Source organism: Pseudomonas sp. FP603 (assembly GCF_030687415.1).
Classification (GTDB): domain Bacteria; phylum Pseudomonadota; class Gammaproteobacteria; order Pseudomonadales; family Pseudomonadaceae; genus Aquipseudomonas; species Aquipseudomonas wuhanensis.
Genome location: NZ_CP117431.1, coordinates 5,924,560 through 5,945,200 on the forward strand (window position 1 = coordinate 5,924,560; position 20,641 = coordinate 5,945,200).

Sequence of the window (20,641 nt, forward strand, 5' to 3'; positions counted from 1 at the left end):
AAAGCTGAGGCCAGCCGTTCTAGTGGAGTTGAAACACAACGATTCAGAGCAACACCACGTCGTATTGTTCCTGGGAATACATGGTTTCCACCTGGAACCGAATGGTGCGCCCGATAAAACCTTCGAGCTCGGCGACGTTGCCCGACTCTTCGTCGAGCAAACGGTCGACCACTTTCTGATTCGCCAGCACCCGATAGCCTTCAGCCTGATAGGCCCGGGCCTCACGCAGGATTTCGCGGAAGATCTCGTAGCACACGGTTTCCGGCGTCTTGAGCTTGCCGCGACCCTGGCAACTGCTGCACGGCTCGCACAGCACTTGCTCAAGACTTTCACGGGTGCGCTTGCGGGTCATCTGCACCAGGCCCAACTCGGTAATGCCAATGATGTTGGTCTTGGCGTGATCGCGTTCCAGTTGCTTCTCGAGCGTGCGCAACACCTGACGCTGATGCTCTTCATCTTCCATGTCGATGAAGTCGATGATGATGATCCCGCCCAGGTTACGCAGGCGCAACTGACGGGCAATGGCGGTGGCGGCTTCGAGGTTGGTCTTGAAGATGGTTTCTTCGAGGTTGCGATGACCGACAAAAGCGCCGGTATTGACGTCGATGGTGCTCATGGCTTCCGCCGGATCGACCACCAGATAGCCGCCGGACTTGAGCGGCACCTTGCGTTCCAGGGCTTTCTGGATTTCGTCTTCGACGCCATACAGGTCAAAGATCGGCCGTTCGCCAGGGTAATGCTCCAGGCGGTCGGCAATTTCCGGCATCAGTTCGGCGACGAACTGCGTGGTTTTCTGGAAGGTTTCCCGGGAGTCGATGCGGATCTTCTCGATCTTCGGGCTCACCAGGTCACGCAAGGTGCGCAGCGCCAGGCCAAGGTCTTCGTAAATAACACTCGGCGCGCTGATGGTCTTGATCTGTTCGTTGATCTGGTCCCAGAGCCTGCGCAGGTAGCGGATGTCCATGAGGATTTCATCGGCCCCGGCACCTTCGGCCGCGGTACGCAAAATGAAACCGCCGGCTTCCTTGATGCCTTCTTTGGCCACGCAGTCGGTGACCACCTGCTTGAGGCGTTCGCGCTCGGCTTCGTCCTCGATCTTCAGGGAAATGCCGACGTGGGCGGTGCGCGGCATGTACACCAGATAGCGAGATGGAATCGACAATTGCGTCGTCAGGCGCGCGCCTTTGGAGCCGATAGGGTCCTTGGTGACTTGCACCACCAGGCTCTGACCTTCATGAACCAGCGCGCTGATGCTCTCCACCGCCGGGCCTTCGCGCAGGGAAATTTCCGAGGCATGAATGAACGCGGCGCGGTCCAGTCCGATATCGACGAAGGCCGCCTGCATGCCCGGCAATACCCGCACGACCTTGCCTTTATAGATGTTGCCGACGATCCCGCGCTTTTGTGTGCGCTCGACGTGGACCTCTTGCAGGACACCGTTTTCGACCACCGCCACGCGCGATTCCATCGGCGTGATGTTGATCAGGATCTCTTCACTCATGGCAGGGTCTCGTTCAGGCATGTTCACGATAATGGCCGCATCTTGTCAGTACGACGCTCAACGCGCGTTAAAGGTTTGCCAACAGGGTATGCCGAAATGGCCGAGTAGCTCGCAGGTTTCGCACAGCGGCAATCCGACCACCGCCGAATAACTGCCGTTGAGCCCGGCGACGAACACCGCGCCCAGCCCTTGAATCCCATAACCGCCAGCCTTGTCCCGGGGTTCGCCGCTGGCCCAGTAGGCTGGCGCTTCGTCGCGGTCAATGTGGCGAAAACGCACCAGGCTGCGCACCACCAAAGACTCGCAGCGCTCGCCATCGCGCACCGCAATCGCTGTCAGCACTTCATGTTCGCGCCCGGACAACAGCATAAGCATGGCGCATGCGTCGGCTTCGTCCACCGGCTTGCCGAGAATTTTCCCGTCCAGCACCACGGCGGTATCGGCGCCCAGCACGCAGAAATCCGCGTCGGACACGACCGTGCCGTGCCCGACCTCGGCCTTGCCGCGCGCCAGACGCTCGACATAGGCCGATGGGGATTCTTCAGATAAAGGGGTTTCATCGATGTCCGCGCTGATGACGGAGAACGACACGCCGATCTGCGTGAGCAGTTCACGCCGACGCGGCGAGCCTGAGGCGAGGTACAGCTGCTTCATCAAGACATCTCCCTGCTTGGCGCCCTGTCTCACAAATACTGTTCCTTTTTGGCGAGACAGGGCACCGGTGCGGGCACATGCCTGACCGAATTAATTGATTTTGTAGCGTCGACGCAAACCGCGCAAACCGTAGCTGATCCATGGCCAGAGCAACGCGCTGACCAGTGCCGGCAACACCAGCGCCAAGGTCGGCTGACGATTGCCGGTCAGGGCGCTCAACCACAACTGAACCAGTTGGGCGAGGCCGAAGATCACCAGGATCACCAGGCTCTGTTGCCACATCGGGAACATACGCAGGCGCTGTTGCAACGACAGCACCAGGAAGGTAATGAGCGTGAGGATCAACGCGTTCTGGCCCAGCAGCGTGCCATACAACACGTCTTCGGCCAGCCCCAGGCACCAGGCGGTCGCCATGCCGACTTTCTGCGGCAGGGCCAACGCCCAAAAGGCCAATAGCAAGGCCAGCCACAGAGGACGCAGGATTTCCATGAACTGCGGCAGCGGTGAAACGCTGAGCAACATGCCGATGGCGAAAGTCAGCCAGACCATCCAGCCGTTTCGGGAGGAAGTTGCACCGCCCATTATTCTGTTCCCCCAGTGGTGGCCGGCGCAGCGACAGGCGGTTTGGCAACAGGCTTCACTGCCGCGGGTTTGGCCGCGGGTGGCTTGGCGGTGGCAGGCTTGACCGGGGCCACTGCGGCAGGTGCAGTAGCCGGAGTAGCCGGAGCTGCAGCGGCAGCCGGTATCACCGACACGGCCGGTTTCGGCACAGTTGCAGGGATGATCGGCCCGCCACCCTGTCGGTCCAGAGCCTCTTGAGCCTGGGCGGCTTCGTTGGCGCGCTCCTCGGCTGTGCGACCGTCGCTGAACACAAGCAGCAGATAACGACTGCGGTTCAACGCAGCCGTCGGCACCGCACGGACGATGGCAAATGGCTGACCGGAATCGTGGATCACTTCCTTGACCGTCGCCACCGGATAACCCGCCGGGAAACGCTGGCCGAGGCCAGAGCTGACCAACAGATCGCCTTCTTTAATATCGGCGGTATCGGCCACATGACGCAACTCGAGGCGTTCCGGGTTACCGGTGCCGCTGGCAATCGCCCTCAGACCGTTACGGTTCACCTGCACCGGAATGCTGTGGGTGGTGTCGGTCAGCAATAGCACGCGAGAGGTGTACGGCATCAAGTCCACCACCTGTCCCATCAGGCCGCGGGCATCGAGCACCGGCTGACCAAGGACCACACCGTCGCGCTCACCTTTATTGATGATGATGCGATGGGTAAAGGGGTTGGGGTCCATGCCAATCAACTCGGCCACTTCGACCTTTTCGTTGACCAGCGCAGAAGAGTTGAGCAACTCGCGCAGCCGAACGTTCTGCTCGGTGAGGGCGGCCAGCTTTTGCATGCGGCCCTGCAACAGCAGGTTTTCGGTTTTGAGTTTTTCGTTTTCGGCGACCAACTCGGTCCGGCTGCCAAATTGGCTGGCCACACCTTGCCATAACCGCTGCGGCAGGTCGGTGATCCAGTAAGACTGCATCAGCACCAGCGACATTTGGCTACGCACTGGCTTGAGCAGTGTGAAGCGGGCATCGACCACCATCAGCGCAACCGATAGCACGGCCAGCACCAACAAGCGCACGCCCAGTGAGGGGCCTTTGGTGAAAAGCGGTTTAATAAGCCGCTCCTCCCAGGCAAATGTTCTCTTTATTCATACGGCATCAAACCGGCCTGGATGCAGACTGACAGAAGATAAACGCCAACAGGCAGCACTGCAAAGTGCTGCCTGCGGGCTCACCAACATAGATGCATCGGGTGAGATCACTCGCTCGACAGCAGGTCCATGGTGTGTTTATCCATCATTTCCAATGCACGGCCACCACCGCGAGCAACGCAGGTCAGCGGGTCTTCGGCGACGATCACCGGCAGACCGGTTTCCTGGGCCAGCAACTTGTCGAGGTCGCGCAGCAAGGCGCCACCACCGGTCAGTACCAGGCCACGTTCGGCGATATCCGACGCCAGCTCCGGAGGCGATTGCTCCAGCGCACTTTTCACAGCCTGAACGATGGTGGCCAAGGACTCTTGCAGAGCTTCCAGCACTTCATTGGAGTTCAGGGTGAATGCGCGTGGAACGCCTTCGGCCAGGTTACGGCCACGAACGTCGACTTCACGAACTTCGCCGCCCGGGTAGGCCGTACCGATTTCCTGTTTGATGCGCTCGGCGGTGGATTCGCCGATCAGGCTGCCGTAGTTGCGACGCACGTAGGTGATGATCGCTTCGTCGAAGCGGTCGCCGCCAACCCGTACGGATTCGGCGTAAACCACACCGTTGAGGGAGATCAGCGCGATTTCAGTGGTACCGCCACCGATATCGACAACCATCGAACCGCGAGCTTCTTCAACCGGCAGGCCGGCACCGATTGCAGCAGCCATCGGCTCTTCGATCAGGAACACTTCACGAGCACCGGCACCAAGAGCCGATTCACGGATGGCACGACGCTCAACCTGGGTGGATTTGCATGGAACGCAGATCAGCACACGAGGGCTAGGCTGCAGAAAGCTGTTTTCGTGGACCTTGTTGATAAAGTACTGCAGCATTTTTTCGCAGACGCTGAAGTCGGCGATCACACCGTCCTTCATCGGACGAATGGCAGCAATGTTGCCCGGCGTACGGCCGAGCATACGCTTGGCCTCGGTGCCGACAGCAACGACACTTTTCTGGTTACCGTGTGTCCGAATAGCCACAACCGATGGCTCATTCAGGACGATTCCGCGCTCGCGCACGTAAATAAGGGTGTTGGCAGTGCCCAGGTCAATGGAAAGATCGCTGGAAAACATGCCACGCAGTTTCTTGAACATGGGAAAGGGACCCTAGGCAACGCGTGGGTAAAAAAGTGCGGCAAACTCTAACAACGACAGGGATTTTGGGCAAGGCGCCAATATGTTAAATTGGCTGCTTTTCTGTGCACCAAGCACCACAATCGCGGCCCTGAGACCGTAGATATGCGGTAGTGTTCCGACAATCTAACACACGGACGCGGTCCGTTTTGTTTTCCACTGGAGAATCCCATGGCGCTTGAACGCTCCGACGTGGAAAAAATCGCTCATCTGGCCTGCCTTGGCCTCAATGATGCCGATCTTCCACACATCACTTCGGCCCTGAACAGCATTCTCGGGCTGGTCGACGAAATGCAAGCGGTCAATACCGACGGTATCGAGCCGCTGGCCCACCCACTGGAAGCCAGCCAGCGCCTGCGTGCAGACGTCGTGACCGAGACCAATCATCGCGAGGCCTATCAGTCCATCGCACCAGCGGTCGAAAACGGCCTGTACCTGGTTCCGAAAGTCATCGACTAAAGGGAAAGAGCCTGCAATGCATCAATTGACTCTGGCCGAGATCGCCCGCGGACTCGCCGATAAAAAGTTTTCTTCCGAAGAGCTGACCAAAGTCCTGCTGGCGCGCATCGCCCAGCTCGACCCGCAGCTCAACAGCTTCATCAGCCTCACCGAAGACCTGGCGCTGCAGCAGGCGAAAGCCGCTGACGCTCGTCGGGCCAACGGTGAGAGCGGCGCCCTGCTCGGCGCGCCGATCGCGCACAAAGACCTGTTCTGCACCCAGGGCATCCGCACCAGCTGCGGCTCGAAGATGCTCGACAACTTCAAAGCGCCGTACAACGCCACCGTGGTCGCCAAACTGGCTGCTGCCGGGGCCGTGACCCTGGGCAAGACCAACATGGACGAATTCGCCATGGGGTCGGCCAACGAGTCGAGTTACTACGGCGCGGTGAAAAACCCGTGGAACCTGGAATACGTTCCGGGCGGCTCGTCTGGCGGTTCGGCTGCTGCGGTAGCCGCTCGTCTGCTGCCGGCTGCGACTGGCACCGACACCGGCGGTTCGATTCGTCAGCCCGCCGCGCTGACCAACCTCACCGGCCTGAAACCGACGTACGGTCGTGTTTCGCGCTGGGGCATGATCGCCTACGCGTCCAGCCTCGATCAGGGCGGCCCACTGGCCCGCACCGCCGAAGACTGCGCGATCCTGCTGCAAGGCATGGCCGGGTTCGACCCGCAGGACTCCACCAGCATCGACGAGCCCGTGCCTGATTACAGCGCCGGCCTCAACGGTTCGCTGCAAGGCCTGCGCATCGGCGTGCCGAAGGAATACTTCAGCGCAGGTCTCGACCCGCGCATCGCCGACCTGGTCATGGCCAGCGTTGAAGAGCTGAAAAAGCTCGGCGCCGTGGTCAAGGAAATCAGCCTGCCGAACATGCAGCACGCAATCCCTGCGTACTACGTGATCGCCCCGGCGGAAGCGTCTTCCAACCTGTCGCGTTTCGACGGCGTGCGTTTCGGCTATCGCTGCGCAGACCCGAAAAACCTGGAAGACCTGTACAAGCGTTCCCGTGGCGAAGGTTTCGGCCCGGAAGTGCAGCGCCGGATCATGGTCGGCGCCTACGCGCTGTCGGCCGGTTACTACGACGCCTACTACCTGAAGGCGCAGAAAATCCGTCGCCTGATCAAGAACGACTTCATGGCGGCCTTCAATGAGGTCGACATCATCCTCGGCCCAACCACGCCGAACCCGGCCTGGAAGCTCGGCGCCAAGAACAGCGACCCGGTCGCTGAGTACCTGGAAGACGTCTACACCATCACCGCCAACCTCGCCGGTCTGCCGGGCTTGTCCATGCCTGCAGGTTTTGTCGATGGCCTGCCGGTCGGCGTGCAGTTGCTCGCCCCGTATTTCCAGGAAGGCCGCCTGTTGAACGTTGCCCATAAGTATCAGCAGAACACTGACTGGCACACCCGCACCCCAACCGGCTTCTGAGGAGAAACACATGCAATGGGAAGTCGTGATCGGGCTGGAGATTCATACCCAGCTCACCACCCGGTCGAAAATCTTTTCCGGAAGTTCCACCACTTTCGGTTCCGAGCCGAACACCCAGGCCAGCCTGGTTGACCTCGGCATGCCCGGCGTACTACCGGTGCTGAACCAGGAAGCGGTGCGCATGGCGGTGATGTTCGGTCTCGCCATCGATGCCGAGATTGGCCAGCACAACGTGTTCGCCCGTAAAAACTATTTTTACCCGGACCTGCCCAAGGGCTACCAGATCAGCCAGATGGAATTGCCGATCGTCGGCAAGGGCCACCTGGACATCGCCATGGAAGACGGCACGATCAAACGTGTCGGTGTCACCCGTGCGCACCTGGAAGAAGACGCCGGTAAAAGCCTTCACGAAGAGTTCAACGGTGCCACCGGCATCGACCTGAACCGCGCCGGCACGCCGCTGCTGGAAATCGTTTCCGAGCCGGACATGCGTAGCGCCAAGGAAGCCGTGGCTTACGTCAAGGCGATCCACGCGCTGGTACGCTACCTCGGCATCTGCGACGGCAACATGGCCGAAGGCTCGCTGCGTTGCGACTGCAACGTGTCGATCCGTCCGAAAGGCCAGGTTGAATTCGGCACGCGCTGCGAGATCAAGAACGTCAACTCGTTCCGCTTCATCGAGAAGGCGATCAACACTGAAGTGCAACGCCAGATCGAGCTGATCGAAGACGGCGGCAAGGTGATCCAGCAGACTCGTCTGTACGATCCCAACAAGGACGAAACCCGTCCGATGCGCAGCAAAGAGGAAGCCAACGACTACCGTTACTTCCCCGATCCGGACCTGCTGCCGGTGGTCATCGAGGACTCGTTCCTCAACGACGTGCGCGCCACCCTGCCGGAACTGCCACCGCAGAAACGCGAGCGCTTCCAGGCGCAGTTCGGTCTGTCGGTCTACGACGCCAGCGTCCTGGCCACCAGCCGCGAGCAAGCCGATTACTTCGAGAAAGTCGTGAACATCAGTGGCGACGCCAAACTGGCGGCCAACTGGGTCATGGTTGAACTGGGCAGCCTGTTGAACAAGCAAGGCCTGGACATCGACCAGTCGCCGGTTTCAGCCGAGCAACTGGGCGGCATGCTGTTGCGCATCAAGGACAACACCATCTCCGGCAAAATCGCCAAGGTGGTGTTTGAAGCCATGGCCAACGGTGAAGGCAGCGCCGACGAGATCATCGACAAGCGCGGCCTCAAGCAAGTGACCGACACCGGCGCAATCTCGGCGGTGCTGGACGAGATGCTCGCGGCCAATGCCGAACAGGTCGAACAGTACCGCGCGGCAGACGAAGCCAAACGCGGCAAGATGTTCGGCTTCTTCGTCGGCCAGGCCATGAAAGCCTCCAAAGGCAAGGCCAACCCGCAACAGGTCAACGAACTGCTTAAAAGCAAGCTCGAAGGCTGATGCGAATGGAGCCAGCATTCAAACCTGGCTCCATTCCCTGTGGGAGCGGGCTTTTGTGGCGAGGGGGCTTGCCCCCTCGCCACAAAAGCCCGCTCTCACATTTGTATCCGGGATACCTTCTATGAAACGTCTGCTCAGCGCCTGCGCCCTGCTCTCTCTGCTGGCCGGTTGTGCCAGTACCGATACCGTCGATCCACACGGTTACGACAAGACCGGCACGGCTTCGTATTACGGTGCCAAGCATCATGGCAAACGCACCGCCAGCGGCGAGCGTTTCAACCAGCATGGCCTGACCGCCGCCCATCGCCAGTTGCCGTTCGGCACCCGGGTGAAGATTACCAACCTGAATAACGACAGATCCTGCGTGGTACGCATCAACGACCGTGGGCCGTACTCCCGTGGGCGCCTGATCGACGTGTCCCGTGAAGCGGCCGAACGGTTGGGCATGCTGCGCAGTGGCACCGCGAAAGTTCGCGTGCAAGCCCTCGACGACTGATTAGACGGAGCGCTGACTATTTTCGGACTGGCCGATTTACCCCTGATCAGCGTGATTGAATTGTTCAGCGGTCTGTTTTTACTGATCGCCGGCGCCGAACTGATGGTACGCGCCGCCGTACGTCTGGCCGCGCGACTGCATGTGCGGCCGCTGATCATCGGCCTGACCATCGTGGCCCTCGGCAGCAGCGCACCGCAGATGGCGGTCAGCCTGCAAGCCACCCTGGCGCAAAACGCCGACATTGCCGTCGGCAGCGTGATCGGCAGCAGCATCTTCAACATCCTCGTCACCCTAGGGCTCTCGGCGCTGATAATTCCGCTGCGGGTTTCGCGGCAATTGGTGCGCCTGGATATTCCATTGATGATCGGCGCCAGCCTGCTGGTGTTCGTACTGGCGTGGAATGAAGAACTGACTCGGGCCGACGGCGTGATGCTGCTGATAGCGCTGGCACTGTATCTGGGCTTGCTGCTGCGTCAGTCACGGCACTCGGCCCGTCCGCCATCGGCGGCTCATGAAGCGCCGCAGGCACCGTGGTTCAGCAGCCTGCTAATGATCGTCGCCGGTCTGGCGATGCTGGTGTTCGCCGGGCACTTGCTGCTCGGCGCCGCAGTGGCGGTCGCGACCGACCTGGGCTTGTCGGAGCGGATCATCGGTCTGACCATCGTTGCCGTCAGCACGTCCCTGCCGGAGTTGGCCACTTCGTTGATCGCCGCGTTGCGCGGTCAGCGGGACATCGCGGTGGGCAACGTGATCGGCAGCAACCTGCTCAACCTCCTGGGTGTACTCGGGCTGACCGCATTGATCGCGCCGTCGCCGCTGTCAGTCTCGCCGAACGCCCTGGATTTCGACCTGCCGGTAATGCTTGGTGTCGCGGTGCTGTGCCTGCCCGTGTTCTATTCCGGCTACCGGGTGACGCGCGCCGAAGGTCTGCTGTTTTTGGGTTTGTACCTGGCCTATGGACTGCACGTGGTGTCGTTCACCACCGGCATGCCGCTGGCCGGCAAGCTTGAACACCTGATGCTGTTTTTCGTCCTGCCGGCGCTGGGGGCGTTTTTGCTGTTCACGTCGCTGCGCGCCTGGCGTCGCCAACACCATAAGAGGGAATTGCCATGAGCACTGATAACAAGCCTGGGGTTGAAGTCCGCCGCCAAGTAATGGGCGACGCCTTCGTCGACCGCGCCTTGGGCAACGCCACTGAGTTCACCCAACCGTTGCAGGACTTCGTCAATGAACACGCCTGGGGCGGTGTGTGGAATCGCGAAGGTCTGCCGCTGAAAACCCGCAGCCTGATCACCCTCGCCGCGCTGACCGCCTTGAAGTGCCCGCAAGAATTGAAAGGCCATGTGCGTGGCGCGCTGAACAACGGCTGCACCGTGGAAGAAATTCGCGAGGCGCTGCTGCATTGCGCGGTGTATGCCGGCGTGCCGGCGGCGATTGATGCGTTTCGGGCGGCGCAGGAAGTGATCGACAGCTACCAAAAGCCCGAGTAACAAGCAGACATTTGTGCTGGCAGGACTATCGCCATCGCGGGCAAGCCCGCTCCCCTACAGGGGATCTCCTTTATTGCACAAATTGTGTGAACACCAAAGATCACTGTGGGAGCGGGCTTGCCCGCGATGAGGCCCTGGAAGCCACCGCAAATGCCGAGGCTAAATCCACCCACCCCACTGCAACAAAAAAATCCCGACGTTGGTGGTGACCGCCGCCATCAGCGTGGTAATCACGATGATCGCCGCCGCCAGTTCATGATTACCGTTGGCCTGCCGGGCCATGACAAAACTGGCCGCTGCAGTCGGGCTGCCGAAGTACAGAAACAGAATCCCCAATTCCGCCCCGCGAAAACCCCAGAGCCAGGCGCCAAGCGTCGCCAGCACCGGCAGGCCGATCATCTTCATCAGGCTTGAACTGAGCGCCGTCGGCCCGCTTTTGCGCATCGCCGCCAGCGACAACGTGCCACCGATGCAGATCAATGCCAATGGCAAAGTGGTTTGTGCCAGGTACTGGCCGGACGTCTCCAGCCACCCCGGCAAACCGATCTTGAAATACGCAAACGGCGCCGCCGCAAACACGCTGATGATCAACGGGTTGACCATCACGCTTTTGCAGATACTCCACGGGTCAGACTTGATCACCGGGCTGTAGACCGCCAGTACGATGGTCGAAAGCGTGTTGTAAAACAGGATCACCAACGCTGCAAGAATGGCCCCGAGGGAAATCCCGTAGTCGCCGTACATACTCGCCGCCAGGGCCAGACCGATAACGCCGTTGTTGCCACGGAAAGCGCCTTGGGTATAGATGCCTCGGTCTTCCCGCGGGCATTTCCAGATCGCCCAGCCCCAGGCAATCGCAAAGCACGCCAGCGTCGCGACCGAGAAGTAGATCAGCAGCGCCGGTTGCAGCGCGGCATGCAGGTCGGCATGCAAGATGCCCAGAAACAGCAACGCCGGCATGGTGACGTTGAACACCAGGGCCGACGCGGTATGAATGAAGTTGTCGTTGATCCAGTCGATGCGCTTGAGCAGCGCCCCCAGAAACAGCATGGCAAACACCGGCGCGGTGATGTTCAGGGTTTCGAGGAAGATAGCCAGCATGCCGGGGGAACCTTGGGTGGGCGTCGTTAGGGGGCTAATGATAAGCCACCATGTCCCCTGCCGTCTGGTAGATCGCCATCGCGGGCAAGCCCGCTCCCACAGGGTGCTTCTTTGTTGCACAAATTGTGTGAACCCCGAAGATCACTGTGGGAGCGGGCTTGCCCGCGACGAACGATAACGCCGTCTTACGTGATAGGCGCCGGGTTGAACAAGGTGATGTCGTTATGCAGCTTATGCTGCTCCGCCCACGTCTGTTTCTTGCCGCTGGCCACGTCCAGGTAGTAGTGGAACAATTCCCAGCCGAGGTCCTCGATCGAAGCTCGCCCGGTCGCAATCCGCCCGGCATCAATGTCGATCAGGTCCGGCCAGCGTTGCGCCAATTCGGTCCGGGTCGACACCTTCACCACCGGTGCCATCGCCAACCCATAAGGCGTACCCCGCCCGGTGGTGAACACATGCAGGTTCATCCCCGCCGCCAACTGCAACGTCCCGCAGACAAAATCACTGGCCGGGGTCGCGCAGAAAATCAGCCCTTTGCGCTTAAAGCGCTCGCCAGGGCCGAGCACCCCATTGATCGCGCTACTGCCGGATTTAACGATCGAGCCCAGGGACTTCTCGACAATATTCGACAACCCGCCCTTCTTGTTCCCCGGTGTGGTATTGGCACTGCGATCCGCTTCACCCTTGGCCAGGTAACGGTCGTACCAGTCCATTTCCCGCACCAGTTCCTGAGCCACTTCCTCGGTTTCGGCACGGGACGTCAGCAGGTAAATCGCATCACGCACTTCAGTGACTTCGGAAAACATCACCGTCGCCCCCGCCCGCAACAACAGGTCTGAGGCATAGCCGAGCGCCGGGTTGGCAGTGATGCCAGAGAACGCATCGCTGCCACCGCACTGCATGCCGAGGATCAGCTCGGACGCCGGCACGGTTTCCCGGCGGCGCAGATCGAGCTTCTTCAAGCGGGTTTCAGCCAGCGCCATGATCTGCTCGATCATCTCGGTGAAACCGTGGCTGGAATCCTGCAGGCGGTACAACCACGGCTCGCTCAAATCCACCGAACTGTCGTTCTCGTGCATCACCTGCCCGGCCTGCAACTTCTCGCAGCCCAGGCTAATCACCAGCGCTTCACCACCCAGGTTCGGGTTGCGCGCCAGGTTGCGCACGGTGCGAATCGGGATGTACGCGTCGGTGGCGGTGATCGCCACGCCGCAGCCGTAACTGTGGGTCAGCGCCACCACGTCATCGACGTTCGGGTACTTGGGCAGCAACTCGTCCTTGATGCGTTTCACCGCATGGTCCAGCACCCCGGTAACGCACTGCACGGTGGTGGTGATGCCCAGAATGTTGCGCGTGCCGACGGTGCCGTCGGCGTTGCGATAACCCTCGAAGGTGAAGCCTTCCAGCGGTGCCTGCGCGGTCGGCACTTCGGTGGACAGCGGCAGGCTGTCCAGCGGTGGTGCGGTGGGCATGCGCAGTTGATCTTCCTTGACCCAGCTGCCACGCGGAATCGGCTGCAATGCGTAACCGATGGTCTGGCCGTAACGAATCACCTGGCCGCCTTCGGGAATGTCCTCGAGAGTGACCTTGTGGCTCTGCGGCACAAAATCCACGGTGACCAGGCCATCGGGGAATTCAGTGCCGGCCGGCACGCCCTGATCGTTGACTACGATCACCACATTGTCCCGCTCGTGCAGGCGGATGTAGCGCGGCGAGTCGGAATGTTCAATCAACTGCATGACGCCGCTCCTCAGGAATGCGCTTCAGATAACTTATTGTTGGTTTCAGGACCGCTGACAGGCGGCTCTTTGAGGACCACACGCTTGATCGGGCCAACGATCACCAGATAGCTGAAGACTGCTACCAGCGCGTTGCAACCGACGAACACCAGCGCCCATTTGAACGAGCCGGTGGAGCTGATGATGTAACCGATAACGATCGGCGTGGTGATCGACGCGATGTTGCCGAAGGTGTTGAACAGACCACCGCTGAGACCCGCGATCTGTTTCGGCGAGGTGTCGGACACCACCGCCCAGCCCAACGCACCCACGCCTTTGCCGAAGAACGCCAGGGCCATGAAGCCGACGACCATCCATTCAACGTCCACATAGTTGCAAGCCACGATGCTACTGGAAACCAGCAAGCCAGCGATGATCGGCGCCTTGCGGGCGAACGTCAGCGAGTGACCTTTGCGCAGCAGGTAATCGGAAATCACCCCGCCAAGCACACCACCGATAAACCCGCAGATTGCCGGCAGCGAGGCAATGAAACCGGCCTTGAGGATGGTCATGCCGCGCTCCTGCACCAGATACACCGGGAACCAGGTGAGGAAGAAGTAAGTGATGCCGTTGATGCAGTATTGGCCCAGATACACGCCGAGCATCATGCGGTTGGTGAGCAGTTGGCGGATGTAGTCCCACTTCGGACCGTCGCCCTTTTTGCCTTTGCCTTTGCCTTTGTCCTGGTCCATGTCGACCATGCCGCCGTTGTCGGCGATGTGTTTGAACTCGGCGTCGTTGATCATCGGGTGTTGGCGCGGGCTGTAGATCACCTTCAGCCAGATCCCCGAGAAGACGATGCCGATCACGCCCATGACGATGAACACATGCTGCCAGCCGAAGCTATAGACGATCCAGCCCATCAGCGGCGCGAACAACACGGTGGCGAAATATTGCGCCGAGTTGAAGATCGCCGAGGCGGTACCGCGTTCAGCGGTCGGGAACCAGGCCGCCACGATGCGTGCGTTACCGGGGAAGGATGGCGCTTCGGCCAGGCCCACCAAAAAGCGCAGCATGAACAGCGCGACGACGGCGGTGGAAAGCCCGAATTCACCGACATAGCCTTGCAGCACGGTGAACAGCGACCAGGTGAAGATGCTCAGGGCGTAGATTTTTTTTGAACCGAAACGGTCCAGCAGCCAGCCACCGGGAATTTGCCCGGCCACGTAGGCCCAACCGAATGCGGAAAAGATATAGCCGAGGGTGACCGCGTCGATGCCGAGGTCTTTTTGCAGGCTGGAGCCGGCGATTGCGATGGTGGCCCGGTCGGCATAGTTGATCGTGGTCACCAGAAACAGCATGAGCAGGATCAAATAGCGGACGTGAGTCGGCTTGGTCGATTGCATTGTAGATGTACTCCCACTGATTATTTTTATGCGGGTAATAACAATTTTTTTGTCGTATCTGGCTTTTGTGGGAGCCGGGCTTGCCCGCGATGCAGGCACCACGCAGTGTCAGTCTCAACGCGGTGATGCTATCGCAGGCAAGCCAGCTCCCACAGGTACTGCGGTGTATCAGGAACCGATGTAGGCAGTTTTTACGACCGTGTAGAACTCTTGCGCATAGCGACCTTGCTCACGTGATCCATAGGATGAACCTTTACGCCCACCGAACGGAACGTGGTAATCCACGCCGGCGGTCGGCAGGTTGACCATCACCATCCCGGCCTGGGAGTGGCGTTTGAAGTGGTTAGCGTACTTCAACGACGTGGTAGCGATGCCCGCCGACAGGCCGAACTCGGTGTCGTTGGCCATTTCCAGCGCCGCCTCGTAATCAGCCACGCGAACGATATTGGCCACCGGGCCGAAGATCTCTTCGCGGCTGATGCGCATCGCAGCTTCGCTGTCGGCAAACAGCGTCGGGGCGAGGAAGTAGCCTTCCGTGTCGCAGGTCACCAGACCACCGCCACTGACCAGACGCGCACCTTCGGACTGGCCGATGTCGATGTACTTCATGTCTTGTTCAAGCTGAGCTTGGGAAACCACCGGACCGATATCGGTACCACTTTTCAGCGCGTGACCGACCTTGATCGACTTCATGCGCTCGGCCATGGCTTCGACGAACTGGTCGTGAATCCCGGCGGTGACGATGAAGCGGCTCGACGCGGTGCAACGCTGGCCGGTGGAATAGAACGCGCTCTGTACCGACAGCTCGACCGCTTGCTTGAGGTCGGCGTCATCCAGAATGATCTGCGGGTTCTTGCCGCCCATTTCCAGCTGAACCTTGGCCTGGCGCGATACGCAGCTGACAGCGATCTGACGACCCACGCCCACGGAACCGGTGAAGCTGATGCCGTCGACTTTCGGGCTCTGCACCAGCGCATCGCCAACCACGCGACCGCTGCCCATCACCAGGTTGAACACGCCGGCCGGGAAGCCTGCGCGAGAGATGATTTCCGCCAGCGCCCAGGCGCAACCCGGCACCAGATCAGCAGGCTTCAGCACGACGCAGTTGCCGTAGGCCAGGGCCGGAGCGATTTTCCACGCAGGGATCGCAATCGGGAAATTCCACGGGGTGATCAGTCCGACCACACCCAACGCTTCGCGAGTGACTTCAACGTTCACACCCGGACGCACCGACGGCAGGTAATCGCCGGACAGGCGCAGGCATTCACCGGCGAAGAACTTGAAAATATTACCGGCGCGAGTCACTTCGCCGATGGCTTCGGGCAGGGTCTTGCCTTCTTCCCGGGCCAGCAAAGTGCCGAGCTCTTCGCGACGAGCGAGGATTTCAGTACCGACTTTATCCAGTGAATCGTGACGCGCCTGAATGCCCGAAGTGGACCAGGCCGGGAACGCGGCGCGAGCGGCGTCGATGGCGGCGTGGACCTGAGCCAGATCGGCCTTGGCGTAGTCGCCGATGGTATCGGTCAGCTCGGACGGGTTGATGTTGGCGCAGTAATCACTGCCCGCCACCCATTCGCCGTTGATGTAGTTATCGAAACGCTTTGTATCTGCCACGGGCTGCCCCTTTTAAAAGAAGTCCTCACGCAAAAAGCCGCTGATTGCTCAGCGGCCCAGGTTTTATCGAGTGTTATTGCGCACCTTGCTTGTCGATCAGCGCGGCGAGCATTTCGTACTCTTCGCCCGTCAGATCGGTCAACGGCGCACGCACAGGACCTGCGTCGAAGCCTGCGATTTTCGCCCCGGCCTTGACGATGCTCACGGCGTAACCGGCCTTGCGGTTACGGATGTCCAGGTACGGCAGGAAGAAGTCGTCGATGATCTTGCCGACAGTGGCGTGATCTTCACGAGCGATGGCGTGATAGAAATCCATCGCGGTTTTCGGGATGAAGTTGAACACCGCCGAGGAGTAAACCGGTACGCCCAAAGCCTTGTAGGCCGCGGCGTAGACTTCGGCGGTCGGCAGACCACCCAGGTAGCTGAAGCGATCACCGAGGCGGCGACGGATCGACACCATCAACTCGATATCGCCCAGGCCATCCTTGTAACCAATCAGGTTCGGGCAGCGCTCGGCCAGACGTTCCAGCAAAGGAGCGGTCAGGCGGCAGACGTTGCGGTTGTAAACCACCACGCCAATTTTTACCGATTTGCATACCGCTTCAACGTGGTCGGCAACACCGTCCTGGCTGGCTTCGGTCAGGTAGTGCGGCAGCAGCAACAGGCCTTTGGCGCCCAGACGCTCGGCTTCCTGAGCGTATTCGATAGCTTGACGAGTCGAACCGCCAACACCGGCCAGGATCGGCACGCTGGTAGCGCAGGTGTCGACGGCAGTCTTGATGATTTCCGAATATTCGCTGGCCGCCAGAGAGAAGAACTCACCGGTGCCGCCCGCGGCGAACAATGCCGAGGCGCCGTATGGGGCCAGCCATTCGAGACGCTTGATGTAGCCCGCGCGATGGAAATCGCCCTGAGCATTGAAGTCGGTGACCGGGAACGACAGCAGGCCGGAAGAGAGGATGGACTTCAGTTCTTGTGGATTCATTATTCGAACACCCTGGTAGCAACGTTTGTGTGAGAAAACTGTTCAGCTTTCGCCGAAGTTGTAGGTCATCGTACAACTTAAAATACAACCGTCAACAGCATTTCATCGCGGACCTCAACATTTGCGTCGGAAAAAGTAATTCCTTGACGTAGGAAAGTTCTCATCTATGATCCAGATAACTGTATATACATACAGTTAAATTTGACTCTACCTACGACATATCAAGGAGCTAGAAATGTCAGGTCTACACGCACAATCGAAGGAAAATACCCGACAGGTCATTGCCGATCTGGATGATCTTTTTACCGGGCACGGCATCGCCTTTTCTGGCAATGGCGACACGCTTAAGCTCACCGCCGGCAGCCATCACGGCCCCAAACATCAGCATCAAGGCCTGCCGCCGACGCCACCAAAAAATGCGCTGAAAGGCGCGCCCCAGTTGAGGTTTGAGGGTGCAGAACATACCGCTATCGGCGACAGCACCCTGCTGCGTTTCGTCAAGGATGCACCTGCCATACCGGCCTCACAGGTGGAGTTGCACCTGCCCAATGGCCTGGCATTGACCTATGGGCAAGTGATTGCACTGGGGGGTGATTTTTATGGAATTCCCGATCAACCGATCTGCGAAGGCGCAACAGCGGCGGACCGAATCCAGCGTTTTACCAACGCCTTCAACTCCCTGGCGGTACTGCCGGCCTCAAACGCCGAGGCGAAGTTGATCCTCGGCGTCATGCAGAAGGAAATCGCCGCCATCAATCAAGCGATCAGGGACGGTAAACAGCCGCATGAGGCTTATGACGCCTTGGGTGATACGTTGTCGGAAGAGTGGAACAAAATCACCGGCGGCGGCAGCTTCGTCTCGGCACTGTTCCCTTTGGGGCGTTATCTGAAACTGGCCGCCAACAATGCCGACCACTTTGCCGAATGGGCGTTGCTGGCTTACATCGCCGGGCACACGGCAGCGCTGCAACATGCGGTGCTGGCCCACAACAGCGGCGATGAAAAGCAGTTGGAGCAGGCCTATGCGATGAACGCTTTTGCCGATCACTACCTGACCGACCTGTATTCCGCCGGTCACCTGCGAGTACCGCGCAAACAGTTGGCGGCGGTGGTCACGCCCAGTGATCTCGGTTCGTTGATTACCCGTTTCATGCACGATGAAGACAGCAAGTTCGGCCTCAACGTGAGCAATGGCAACGGCGATCGCTGGCACGCCTACGGCGACAAGCGCTACTTCGACGCCATCGACAGCGCCAATCGCGCTCAGGTGAATCAAGCGGTTCAGGTGTCGGCGGATGAAGTGTTCGCGGCGTACCTCGGTGGCACCGCTCCATCGGCCGGCAGCTTCGCTGCTTTGAAAAGACTGCCCGACCTGCAAGCAGTACTGAACCCGGCAGGCAATTTCTCGCCACTGTTCAAGGTCGAGGGCAACAAGGTGTTGCGGCGCAAGGACGTCAACAACTTGAACGATACCGCCACCGTTGATGATTGGTGGGGTTGGAGCACTTACCTGCTGCTCAAGGACTACCAACCAACCGGCGCGCTGAATTCAGCGGCCAATGCCTGATAAGGAGATCACTGATGACTATCAAACTGAAACTGGAACTGGCTTCGGGGCAATCGCTGAAAGGTGCGCCGCTGGAATTGCTGTCGAAGGGCTTGCCGATTGCCCGGGCGGTTGTGGATGAACGCGGGCATGCGGTTTTCGATGCCAAACCTGGGGCTGCTGAGTTGGCGGTGAGGGTGGATCGGGGAATTTTGAAGACAATCTGAAAGATTAATTGATGGCTACTGACCCCATCGCGGGCAAGCCCGGCTCCCACAGGTTCTGTATGTGTTCACACTATTGTGATCGACACAAAACCTGTGGGAGCCGGGCTTACCCGCGATGGCTATCTGTCAGGCAAGAAATCACCTCAATCAGAAAACCTGAACCCGCTTCATGCACCTGATGCTCTGCCTCACACTTTGCGACCGCCCAGGCGGGAGTCTTGTTCTGAAATGCCCACACATGCCATTCGTCGAAACTGTTATTTCTAACAGTAGCCCGCTCCCTGCTGCCTCAGCCTAAATGGCTCAGGAGTTAACGAACCGGCTCCGTCAACGTTGCATGCAAAATCGCGTTTATTAAACGGTTCGATTCATTGTTAAAGGGATTTTGATCATGACTGCACAACTGAAAACTTTATCTGCTCCACAGCTTCGAGAAGCCATCAAAAGCGTGCTTTTCGTTGATAACCTGATAGATCCGGCACATGGTGAGGTTCCGCCGTATGCAAATGCGACTGTAGGGGACAAAGTCGAATTTACGGTACAAACCTCTACCGGCAACTCCTGGACACACTTGATCATACTGACCCAAGCCTTAGTCGGAAGCCTTATCGTTTTCGATATCCCGAAAAACATCTTCGAAAAGAACCTGACCCCAGACGCTACCGCCACACTGCGGTACAGCGTGACCAGTGCATCCGGTAACACGGCTCTCTCTCCTGACCTGCTCGTGAAACTAGAAAAATAAGACATAATCAACGCTGCGCCTGCGCCTCTTCATGGGCCTGGCGCAACCGCTCGCGACTATTCGTCAGATGCAACCGCATCGCGGCCCGCGCCGCATCGGAATCCTGGCGGGCAATTGCGTCGTAAATCTCTTCATGCTCGCGACTCAGACGACTCATGTAGTGCTGTTGATCATCATGGGCCAGACGCGCGGAATTAAGGCGCGTGCGCGGAATGATGCTGGTACCCAGGTGGGTCATGATGTCGGTGAAGTAGCGGTTGCCGGTGGCCAGAGCGATTTGCAGGTGGAACTGGAAATCCGAAGCCACCGCATCGCTGGCGTGGGAGGCGCTTTCATTCAGCGCGTCCAGCGCCGCTCGCATCAACGCCAACTGCTCAGGGCTGCGACGTTGCGCGGCAAGGCCGGCGGATTCCACTTCCAGGCTGATGCGCAATTCCAGAATCGCCAGCACATCGCGCAGGGTGACCACGGTGGCCGGGTCGATACGGAAACCGCTTGGGCTGGGGGTATCGAGCACGAAGGTGCCGATGCCGTGACGGGTTTCCACTTGCCCGGCGGCCTGCAAACGGGAAATCGCTTCGCGCACCACGGTGCGGCTGACGCCATGGGCATCCATGATCGCCGATTCGGTGGGCAGCTTGTCGCCACGCTTGAGCTGACCGTCGCGGATCTGCTCGGATAACACCGTGACCAATTCCTGTGCGAGGCTGCGCCGCTTGCGAGGGAGGCGAGGTGCGTCGATCGGGTTTTCCATGGTGAACGTCTGTCTCGAAAATTCGGCTGAATCCGCATCATAGCTCAACACGGTTGTACGATCACCGTTGACCTGTGGGAGCGTGGCTTGCCCGCGATGAACGATAACGCGGTTCGTCAGGTAAA

Annotated in this window: 20 protein-coding genes; 9 read left to right on the forward strand and 11 right to left on the reverse strand. The window is 59.6% G+C overall.

Annotation, left to right across the window (positions count from 1 at the left end; genetic code table 11):
• Positions 1 to 43: 43 nt before the first annotated feature.
• The 5 genes from rng to mreB all read right to left on the reverse strand — a co-directional run bounded on the left by rng (position 44) and on the right by mreB (position 5,012).
• On the reverse strand, positions 44 to 1,501 hold the full coding sequence (gene rng, locus PSH65_RS27470; RefSeq protein ID WP_008008603.1) for a ribonuclease G: 1,458 nt from the start codon (positions 1,499 to 1,501) through the stop codon (positions 44 to 46).
• Between the two features lie 57 nt (positions 1,502 to 1,558).
• Positions 1,559 to 2,155, reverse strand: coding sequence for a nucleoside triphosphate pyrophosphatase (locus tag PSH65_RS27475; RefSeq protein WP_305423537.1), 597 nt, complete (start codon positions 2,153 to 2,155; stop codon positions 1,559 to 1,561).
• Positions 2,156 to 2,245: 90 nt separating this feature from the next.
• Entirely contained in the window at positions 2,246 to 2,737 is a 492-nt protein-coding gene (gene mreD, locus PSH65_RS27480) for a rod shape-determining protein MreD (protein ID WP_305423539.1), read from the reverse strand.
• Positions 2,737 to 3,795: a rod shape-determining protein MreC gene (mreC, locus tag PSH65_RS27485; protein ID WP_305423540.1), complete on the reverse strand. Its 1,059-nt coding sequence runs from the start codon at positions 3,793 to 3,795 to the stop codon at positions 2,737 to 2,739. Before mreC ends, mreD begins: the two co-directional genes overlap by 1 nt.
• A 179-nt stretch (positions 3,796 to 3,974) precedes the next feature.
• Positions 3,975 to 5,012, reverse strand: a complete 1,038-nt coding sequence (gene mreB, locus PSH65_RS27490; RefSeq protein WP_002555108.1) for a rod shape-determining protein MreB — start codon at positions 5,010 to 5,012, stop codon at positions 3,975 to 3,977.
• A 210-nt stretch (positions 5,013 to 5,222) separates the two neighbouring features.
• Here mreB and gatC point away from each other — a divergent pair, with 210 nt between their 5' ends.
• The 6 genes from gatC (at position 5,223) to PSH65_RS27520 (ending at position 10,420) form a co-directional block, all read left to right on the forward strand.
• Positions 5,223 to 5,510 (forward strand): Asp-tRNA(Asn)/Glu-tRNA(Gln) amidotransferase subunit GatC, encoded by a 288-nt coding sequence (gene gatC, locus PSH65_RS27495; protein ID WP_007901429.1) that lies wholly within the window; start codon positions 5,223 to 5,225, stop codon positions 5,508 to 5,510.
• Positions 5,511 to 5,526: 16 nt separating this feature from the next.
• Positions 5,527 to 6,978, forward strand: coding sequence for an Asp-tRNA(Asn)/Glu-tRNA(Gln) amidotransferase subunit GatA (gatA, locus tag PSH65_RS27500; RefSeq protein ID WP_305423542.1), 1,452 nt, complete (start codon positions 5,527 to 5,529; stop codon positions 6,976 to 6,978).
• Positions 6,979 to 6,988: 10 nt separating this feature from the next.
• Positions 6,989 to 8,434, forward strand: a complete 1,446-nt coding sequence (gatB, locus tag PSH65_RS27505) for an Asp-tRNA(Asn)/Glu-tRNA(Gln) amidotransferase subunit GatB (protein WP_305423543.1) — start codon at positions 6,989 to 6,991, stop codon at positions 8,432 to 8,434.
• 121 nt (positions 8,435 to 8,555) lie between these two features.
• Positions 8,556 to 8,930 (forward strand): septal ring lytic transglycosylase RlpA family protein, encoded by a 375-nt coding sequence (locus tag PSH65_RS27510; RefSeq protein ID WP_305423544.1) that lies wholly within the window; start codon positions 8,556 to 8,558, stop codon positions 8,928 to 8,930.
• Between the two features lie 51 nt (positions 8,931 to 8,981).
• Positions 8,982 to 10,043 (forward strand): calcium/sodium antiporter, encoded by a 1,062-nt coding sequence (locus PSH65_RS27515; RefSeq protein ID WP_305423545.1) that lies wholly within the window; start codon positions 8,982 to 8,984, stop codon positions 10,041 to 10,043.
• Entirely contained in the window at positions 10,040 to 10,420 is a 381-nt protein-coding gene (locus PSH65_RS27520) for a carboxymuconolactone decarboxylase family protein (RefSeq protein ID WP_305423547.1), read from the forward strand. Before PSH65_RS27515 ends, PSH65_RS27520 begins: the two co-directional genes overlap by 4 nt.
• Positions 10,421 to 10,579: 159 nt before the next feature.
• On the opposite strand, the gene PSH65_RS27525 is transcribed toward PSH65_RS27520, so the two are convergent.
• The 5 genes from PSH65_RS27525 to kdgD form a co-directional block, all read right to left on the reverse strand.
• Positions 10,580 to 11,521 (reverse strand): AEC family transporter, encoded by a 942-nt coding sequence (locus tag PSH65_RS27525; RefSeq protein ID WP_305423548.1) that lies wholly within the window; start codon positions 11,519 to 11,521, stop codon positions 10,580 to 10,582.
• A 185-nt stretch (positions 11,522 to 11,706) separates the two neighbouring features.
• Complete coding sequence (garD, locus tag PSH65_RS27530) at positions 11,707 to 13,260, reverse strand: galactarate dehydratase (protein WP_305423549.1); 1,554 nt, start codon at positions 13,258 to 13,260, stop codon at positions 11,707 to 11,709.
• A gap of 11 nt (positions 13,261 to 13,271) precedes the next feature.
• Complete coding sequence (locus PSH65_RS27535) at positions 13,272 to 14,645, reverse strand: MFS transporter (RefSeq protein ID WP_305423550.1); 1,374 nt, start codon at positions 14,643 to 14,645, stop codon at positions 13,272 to 13,274.
• Positions 14,646 to 14,813: 168 nt separating this feature from the next.
• On the reverse strand, positions 14,814 to 16,259 hold the full coding sequence (locus PSH65_RS27540; RefSeq protein WP_305423551.1) for an aldehyde dehydrogenase family protein: 1,446 nt from the start codon (positions 16,257 to 16,259) through the stop codon (positions 14,814 to 14,816).
• Between the two features lie 73 nt (positions 16,260 to 16,332).
• A complete protein-coding gene (gene kdgD / locus PSH65_RS27545) occupies positions 16,333 to 17,244 on the reverse strand; it encodes a 5-dehydro-4-deoxyglucarate dehydratase (protein ID WP_052965597.1) in 912 nt (303 codons plus the stop codon).
• Positions 17,245 to 17,479: 235 nt separating this feature from the next.
• On the opposite strand from kdgD, the gene PSH65_RS27550 reads away from it, so the two are divergent.
• The 3 genes from PSH65_RS27550 (at position 17,480) to PSH65_RS27560 (ending at position 19,762) form a co-directional block, all read left to right on the forward strand.
• Positions 17,480 to 18,811, forward strand: a complete 1,332-nt coding sequence (locus PSH65_RS27550) for a phospholipase (RefSeq protein WP_305423554.1) — start codon at positions 17,480 to 17,482, stop codon at positions 18,809 to 18,811.
• A 14-nt stretch (positions 18,812 to 18,825) separates the two neighbouring features.
• Entirely contained in the window at positions 18,826 to 19,017 is a 192-nt protein-coding gene (locus PSH65_RS27555; protein ID WP_305423556.1) for a hypothetical protein, read from the forward strand.
• A 391-nt stretch (positions 19,018 to 19,408) separates the two neighbouring features.
• Entirely contained in the window at positions 19,409 to 19,762 is a 354-nt protein-coding gene (locus tag PSH65_RS27560) for a hypothetical protein (RefSeq protein WP_305423558.1), read from the forward strand.
• Positions 19,763 to 19,769: 7 nt separating this feature from the next.
• Here the strand turns inward: PSH65_RS27560 and PSH65_RS27565 are convergent, their stop codons facing one another.
• Positions 19,770 to 20,516: a FadR/GntR family transcriptional regulator gene (locus PSH65_RS27565; protein WP_305423559.1), complete on the reverse strand. Its 747-nt coding sequence runs from the start codon at positions 20,514 to 20,516 to the stop codon at positions 19,770 to 19,772.
• Positions 20,517 to 20,641 lie beyond the last annotated feature (125 nt).